Raw genomic sequence first — 5,268 nt, forward strand, 5'->3', positions numbered from 1 at the left:
GGAACGACCGCTGCCACCCGTTCGTCTGGACCAAAACCGCCGACCAGGTCCTCGCCAAAGCCAACCGTCACCAAACTTCAGAAACGGACCACTAGGTCGAACTCCATGTGCGTCTCGCCTAGAAGAGCCAACGTTCCAACTGCCCAGCGGGTGTTCCCTGTCTCCCGCCATATGGAAGTAACCCAATCCACGGCGACGTCCTGTCGATCCGCAGGACTGGACTGGATCTCGGCATTCGCCTCGGCGACGGAATCTGCGAGCGAGCAATCTCTCCAACATCCAGGGATCGTTTGGGTCATGCCCTGCGAGCATCCGCACCGATTCCGTGTCCACGAGATCGGTAGCGAGCCAGCGCGCCGCGAGGTCGGGCAACTCATCAGAACGCACCAAGCCCAGGTCGTGCAGCACGGCCGTCTCGCCCACGTCCGGCAGTACACGTCCGTCCGATCTCATGGCGAAAGGATGTCAGATTTCGCGCAGTCTGACGCACTCAATTCGGCAGTTCAGGACGTTCCCTGTCTGCGGCATCAGAGTGGGCTGGACTCACAGTCAGCACGTGACGTGAAGTACTGCGTGGACCTCACGCTTGTTGAGGTCTGCGATCAGGTGGCATGCGTCTTCTGTAGGGATGGCGGTGAGGTCCACGTGCCGCCGCCCGGCCTCCTTGGTGACCTCGGGCATGATCGTCAGCGAGCCGTAGACCCCGGTGCCGATGATCAGCCGGCTTCCACCCCAGGGGAGTTCCTCCTCGGCCGACAGTGGTGTGTGCCCGAACTCGCCTCGGTACGGCTTCGAAGGCCCCTTCCTCCGTTTCCGGATCCGGCCACCCTCGATGACGATGTCGTGGTCGTACTCTCGCCCCTCAACCTCGATGGAGCCGAACCCGCGTAGTCGCACCTTCATTGGGTGACCTCCTGGAGCTTCACCGACCGGCGGCACCGGCACTGCGCGCTCCGCACTCCAGACTTCCACGTGGGCGACGACCCCGCCAGAACCCAGGATCGACAGCAAGTACCCACCGGATCGTTTCCGCGTGGCCCTTGCGGGATGGCGCAGCGATTAACTCTGACCGCGGCTATCCGGGCGCTCCGCCCCCGATAGCGGCACGAGAGACCCTCGGCTTCCGCGACCGCGACGGCGTGTGCATCTCAACCTTCGCCTTCGTCCTCCCACCCAAGCTCGGCGTAGGTCGGTAAATCCCGCTCGTCTCGGCTGGTTTACAGTCCCCAGCCCATGTGCTCGTAGTACAGAGTCATCGCCTGGAAGTGGCTTTCGGCCTCCACGGTCCACGTCGGCGAGCGGATGGCGAAAGCAATGAGCGGCCTGCTTCCCCTCTCGGGCCGGCGAGGCATAACGTCAGCGAGTATCCGGCATCGTCATCAGGGTCCTCCCACAACTCATGAAGCACCTGCGGAGCATACGTCGAGCCGTGATCGCTCGTCGGCATGAGCGCGCGGAATGCGGCATGAGCGTGCGTTCCCTTCGTTAGGCTCGGCTGGGGTCGAGAAGTGACCGGAGGATGTCTTCCATCTCGTCGAGGCTGTCTTGCTGGCCGTCAAAGCCGGTCATGTGGTCGCGTCCTGCCTTGTCACGGAACGCCAGTCTCCAATTGAACGTCGTCACTCCGTCACGTTCCTGCAGCTCCATCGTTTCGACTGCCTCGACATCCGGCCAGCAGTTGAAATGCCACGTCTCCACAGTTCGGACCGGCGGCTCGACCTCCAAGTATGTCCCGCTGAACGAGAAGACGGTTCCGTCTCCGGTCACGAAGGAGGAGTGGTAGTTCCCACCGACCCGCAGGTCGATCGAGCACTCCGTCATCCGGTCCGGGGGTGTCGCGCCCCACTTGCTCACGTGCTCGGGCTTCGTCAACACGTCGAAGACGAGAGCGATCGGAGCGTCGAACTCTCGAGTGATGACAACCTCGAGTTCGTTCGGGAATGTGATGACTGCAGAACCATGCCGATCAGGTGTCACTGTCGTCCCCTTGTCGTTGCAGCTCTTCGAGGTAGTCCTCGATCCGATCCAGTCGGTCGTTGATCGCCCGCTCGTATTTGGCCACCCAGTCCTGCATGGGCTGAAGCTGCTCCGGGGCCAGGCGGTAGAGCCGGCGACGGCCCTCGGCGCGGCACTTGACGAGCCCCACCTCACCGAGCACCCGCAGGTGCCTCGAGACCTGGGGCTGAGACATCGAGACGTCGCCGACAATCGCCCCGACCGCCTTCTCGCCTGTGAGCAGCACATCGAGGATTGCGCGGCGGTGGACGTCGCCGACGGCGTTGAAGACATCCGACGTTGTCGAGGCTCGAGCCACCCCTCGAACATATCTCCATATGGATATATGTCAAGGGTGCGGACGCAAAGCGCCACTCGGTGGACGACCGCTCATCGGCATGAGCGCGCAGAATGCGGCATGTCCGAGCGACTCAGATCTGCTTCATCATCGGGCGGGTCCCCGGGCAGAACCCGGAAGGATGGCCCTCTCGGTCGGCCACGCCAGTAAACCTGTCGCGCCGTTCAGTCGTGATACATGCCGAACCAGTCCGGTTCATGGGTCGGCATGTACGGCCAGTCAGACTTTCGCGGCAGGGCACCTCGCGCGCGTGCGGCCTGAGCGGGGGTCATGAAGATGCCGAACAGGTCATTGCCGCCGTTGATCGCGTACAACGCGAGGCGGTGCCTCGCCAATTGCCGGTTCACGATGTCGAAGAGGGCATACGTCGCGAGTCCCCAGCAGTGCGAGGCGGGGATCGACGGGCCGGAGATTGAGTAGCTAGTTCCGCCACTTTGCACGGCGTACGCGCCAGCCTCGGCATCAACGCTCTCGCTGACGAACGCCGGCTCGATTCCGAGTTCGCTGAGCCGCGTCGACAACTCCACATAGGCAGCTGCGACGCCCTGCTCTGCCAGTTCCTCGGCATCCAGCATGAGGGCGGCGTCATAGTCGATCGCACCGGTGCGATCGTCAACGGGATCGGTCATGGCGACAACCTAGTCGCCGAACGGATCGCGGCTACTTAGAGAGTGCATTGGTGTGTCGTGGCCTATGCCCCGTGGCAGAAGTGGCGCGCGGAGCCTTCGCAGCTCATCGATGGAACCGAGGGTCGCCTGCGCCTCGTAGATCGATTCGACGGCCGCAACCCGTCGGTCCGGGTCACACCGCCCACGCAGCTCGGGCTCGCTGAAACGCATCCAGGTACTGCTGGCTGTCGTTCTCAAGCTCCTGGATGTCCCAGGCCCGCTCGTCCAGTTGTGTCCCGATCACCTCGACTGCCCACCTTGCGCTTGTGTCCGGTTCCCCGGGGCCGATGAGGTCCAATGCTGTGGACACGGTGGCTTCGTCCAATCCGCTGCGAGTGACAGCCTCGCGCGCCGCAACGGCGACGACATTGCCCAACTGGTCGTCCGAGAGTGAGTCCAGGCGACTGACAAGATCGGGGGCGACAGTCGCGAGTCGAGCGGTCATGGCGGTCATTCTGCCCGATCGCACATCGGCATGACCGCGCCTTCCTGTCTCCGGCATGACCGGACGTTCGAAAATGGTGAGAATGCAACCGTGACTGGGGACTACGAGCAGATGGCCAGCGACCTGGCTGCCAGCATCAAGCTTGGATACGAGGTGGAAGCCGACGATCCGAACATCGCATTCAAACTCCTCCCGACGACGAAGTTCAGTGGTTGGCCGCCTGGCTAGTGAGCGAGGGCTGGATCCGCTCGCCGAACTGGCCGCACGACTGAAAGCGGTGTGCCGCGCGGCTGCCGATGCGAGCGGACAGCGGCAGATGAGTGCGTTGTACCGGCTAGCCGTTCTCCCGACCTGGTAGCGGTGCGCCGGCCAGAAAGGCCTCGTACGCTTCTCGCGCGTCGTCGTCGACGAGCGGCTGTTGGTTGGAGTAGCGGCCGTCTGTGCGGTCGCGCTTCGGGCCTGACATCCAGAACTTTTCTCCGGTGTCGACATCGTAGAAGTTCGAGTCGAAGTTGGCCTCTGGGATCCCCGTGACTCGGCGCAGGGTTCTCCCATGGACGTAGGCAGTCCGCCAGCTGCGCGTGAACCGGACGCAAGCGATCCAAGCCGGCCCACGATCGGTGGTGTATCCGGTCTTGAGCTGGAGGTACATGATCCGCTCTGGCACTCCCGGAGCGTAAGCCACTAGCAGGCGGGTGCCGCTATGTTCCCGCCTGGCGGCTTGCCCCTGAGACCAGCAACGTTCGCACTGAGCGCGGCAGATCCGGGCGTTCGTGCGGCACAGTCGAGGCGGGGCGGGCCCGGCGGCTTCGGGTCGTTTCCGAACCAGCTGGTGCGACAAGAGAGACCCTGTATTCATGGCGGCCAGGGATTTGGTGTTCGAGGCAGAGGACCGGGTGCGGACCTGGGGTCAGTTCGTGGTCGGTCCAGACGGTGATTGGCTGGACCTGGCCCGCGTCCATGATCTGATCAGCAAACCGCCGGGCTGGAAGTCAGATCGGTCGATCCGGCTGATCGGGGCCGACGCCGAGGCAGTCCCTACCGATTTCGGACCGAACCGAGTCCCGGGCTTCGTCTCGGTCGTCGGGACCTGGCGCGACGAGCGCATCGAGGTCGAGGCACAGTCGCCGCAGATCCCCGCTCGTGAGCCGAGTGCGGACTGGACGGACCCGCCCTGCCCGCGGCCACCCGGTGGCTGGCGGCGCGACGCACTGGCCTGGGACCTGGATTACGGCGACCTGGAATCGTCCGGGGCGATGGTCACCCGGGTGATCTTCCGTCCCTCCGCAGGCCAGGAAGTCCTCGTCGTCGCCGCCACCGACCTCGACGCGGTCACTCGGCAACTGTCCCCGCACCTGCCAGATCAGCTCTGCGTGGTGCCCAGCCTGTTCACCCGTGCTCAACTCGACGAGGTTTACGACGTCCTGCTGGCCCGTTGGCGGGAGTGGCGCCTGGAATCCTTCGGCACCGGCGCCGATGCGCAGGCTCAACCATTCATCACGGCCGAACTATTCCGGGTCACCGCCGAGATGGCCGAATGGGCCGAGATGCAGCCGGAGGGACTGGTCCGCCTCCGCCCGGCGCTCAGCCCTGCCTGACAACCCGGTCCGGCACATCCCCGAATCATCTGATGCTCAACCGGCCCGCTCTCGGAGGGCGTCCGCAACCCCCTAGGTCCTTGATCGCGGTGACCGCGCTTACCTCACGGCGGCATAGAAAGACGTTCTGCGTGTCGGTCCGGGCGCGGGAACGTCCTCCTGATGCGCTTGTAGGGCTTGGTGTCCCATCGCAGGAGGAGGACG

8 protein-coding genes are annotated in these 5,268 nt (G+C 64.3%); 2 read left to right on the plus strand and 6 right to left on the minus strand.

The features are described from left to right. Positions 1-549 precede the first annotated feature (549 nt). The 5 genes from AB0E63_RS46140 to AB0E63_RS46160 all read right to left on the minus strand — a co-directional run bounded on the left by AB0E63_RS46140 (position 550) and on the right by AB0E63_RS46160 (position 3,466). Positions 550-903, minus strand: a complete 354-nt coding sequence (locus tag AB0E63_RS46140; protein ID WP_360381179.1) for a hypothetical protein — start codon at positions 901-903, stop codon at positions 550-552. Between the two features lie 582 nt (positions 904-1,485). Then, positions 1,486-1,977: an SRPBCC domain-containing protein gene (locus AB0E63_RS46145; RefSeq protein WP_360381182.1), complete on the minus strand. Its 492-nt coding sequence runs from the start codon at positions 1,975-1,977 to the stop codon at positions 1,486-1,488. Next, positions 1,967-2,314 (minus strand): metalloregulator ArsR/SmtB family transcription factor, encoded by a 348-nt coding sequence (locus AB0E63_RS46150; RefSeq protein WP_360381185.1) that lies wholly within the window; start codon positions 2,312-2,314, stop codon positions 1,967-1,969. The genes AB0E63_RS46145 and AB0E63_RS46150 overlap by 11 nt, the downstream gene beginning before the upstream one ends. A gap of 203 nt (positions 2,315-2,517) precedes the next feature. Beyond that, positions 2,518-2,982: a hypothetical protein gene (locus AB0E63_RS46155; RefSeq protein ID WP_360381188.1), complete on the minus strand. Its 465-nt coding sequence runs from the start codon at positions 2,980-2,982 to the stop codon at positions 2,518-2,520. A 172-nt stretch (positions 2,983-3,154) separates the two neighbouring features. After that, positions 3,155-3,466, minus strand: coding sequence for a hypothetical protein (locus AB0E63_RS46160; RefSeq protein ID WP_360381191.1), 312 nt, complete (start codon positions 3,464-3,466; stop codon positions 3,155-3,157). Positions 3,467-3,556: 90 nt separating this feature from the next. On the opposite strand from AB0E63_RS46160, the gene AB0E63_RS46165 reads away from it, so the two are divergent. Next, positions 3,557-3,694, plus strand: coding sequence for a hypothetical protein (locus AB0E63_RS46165; protein ID WP_360381194.1), 138 nt, complete (start codon positions 3,557-3,559; stop codon positions 3,692-3,694). Positions 3,695-3,800: 106 nt separating this feature from the next. Here the strand turns inward: AB0E63_RS46165 and AB0E63_RS46170 are convergent, their stop codons facing one another. Continuing rightward, positions 3,801-4,133: a hypothetical protein gene (locus AB0E63_RS46170; protein WP_360381196.1), complete on the minus strand. Its 333-nt coding sequence runs from the start codon at positions 4,131-4,133 to the stop codon at positions 3,801-3,803. Between the two features lie 190 nt (positions 4,134-4,323). Between AB0E63_RS46170 and AB0E63_RS46175 the strand changes: the two genes are divergently transcribed. Further along, positions 4,324-5,064 (plus strand): hypothetical protein, encoded by a 741-nt coding sequence (locus tag AB0E63_RS46175; protein ID WP_360381199.1) that lies wholly within the window; start codon positions 4,324-4,326, stop codon positions 5,062-5,064. Positions 5,065-5,268: the final 204 nt, after the last annotated feature.

This window comes from Kribbella sp. NPDC026596 (assembly GCF_040638415.1).
GTDB lineage: Bacteria > Actinomycetota > Actinomycetes > Propionibacteriales > Kribbellaceae > Kribbella.

Bases quoted from the DNA above. Each gene is read 5' to 3' on its own strand.
- AB0E63_RS46175 (WP_360381199.1), top strand. From the start codon at position 4,324: ATGGCGGCCAGGGATTTGGTGTTCGAGGCAGAGGACCGGGTGCGGACC.
- AB0E63_RS46155 (WP_360381188.1), bottom strand. From the start codon at position 2,982: ATGACCGATCCCGTTGACGATCGCACCGGTGCGATCGACTATGACGCC.
- AB0E63_RS46160 (WP_360381191.1), bottom strand. From the start codon at position 3,466: ATGACCGCTCGACTCGCGACTGTCGCCCCCGATCTTGTCAGTCGCCTG.
- AB0E63_RS46140 (WP_360381179.1), bottom strand. From the start codon at position 903: ATGAAGGTGCGACTACGCGGGTTCGGCTCCATCGAGGTTGAGGGGCGA.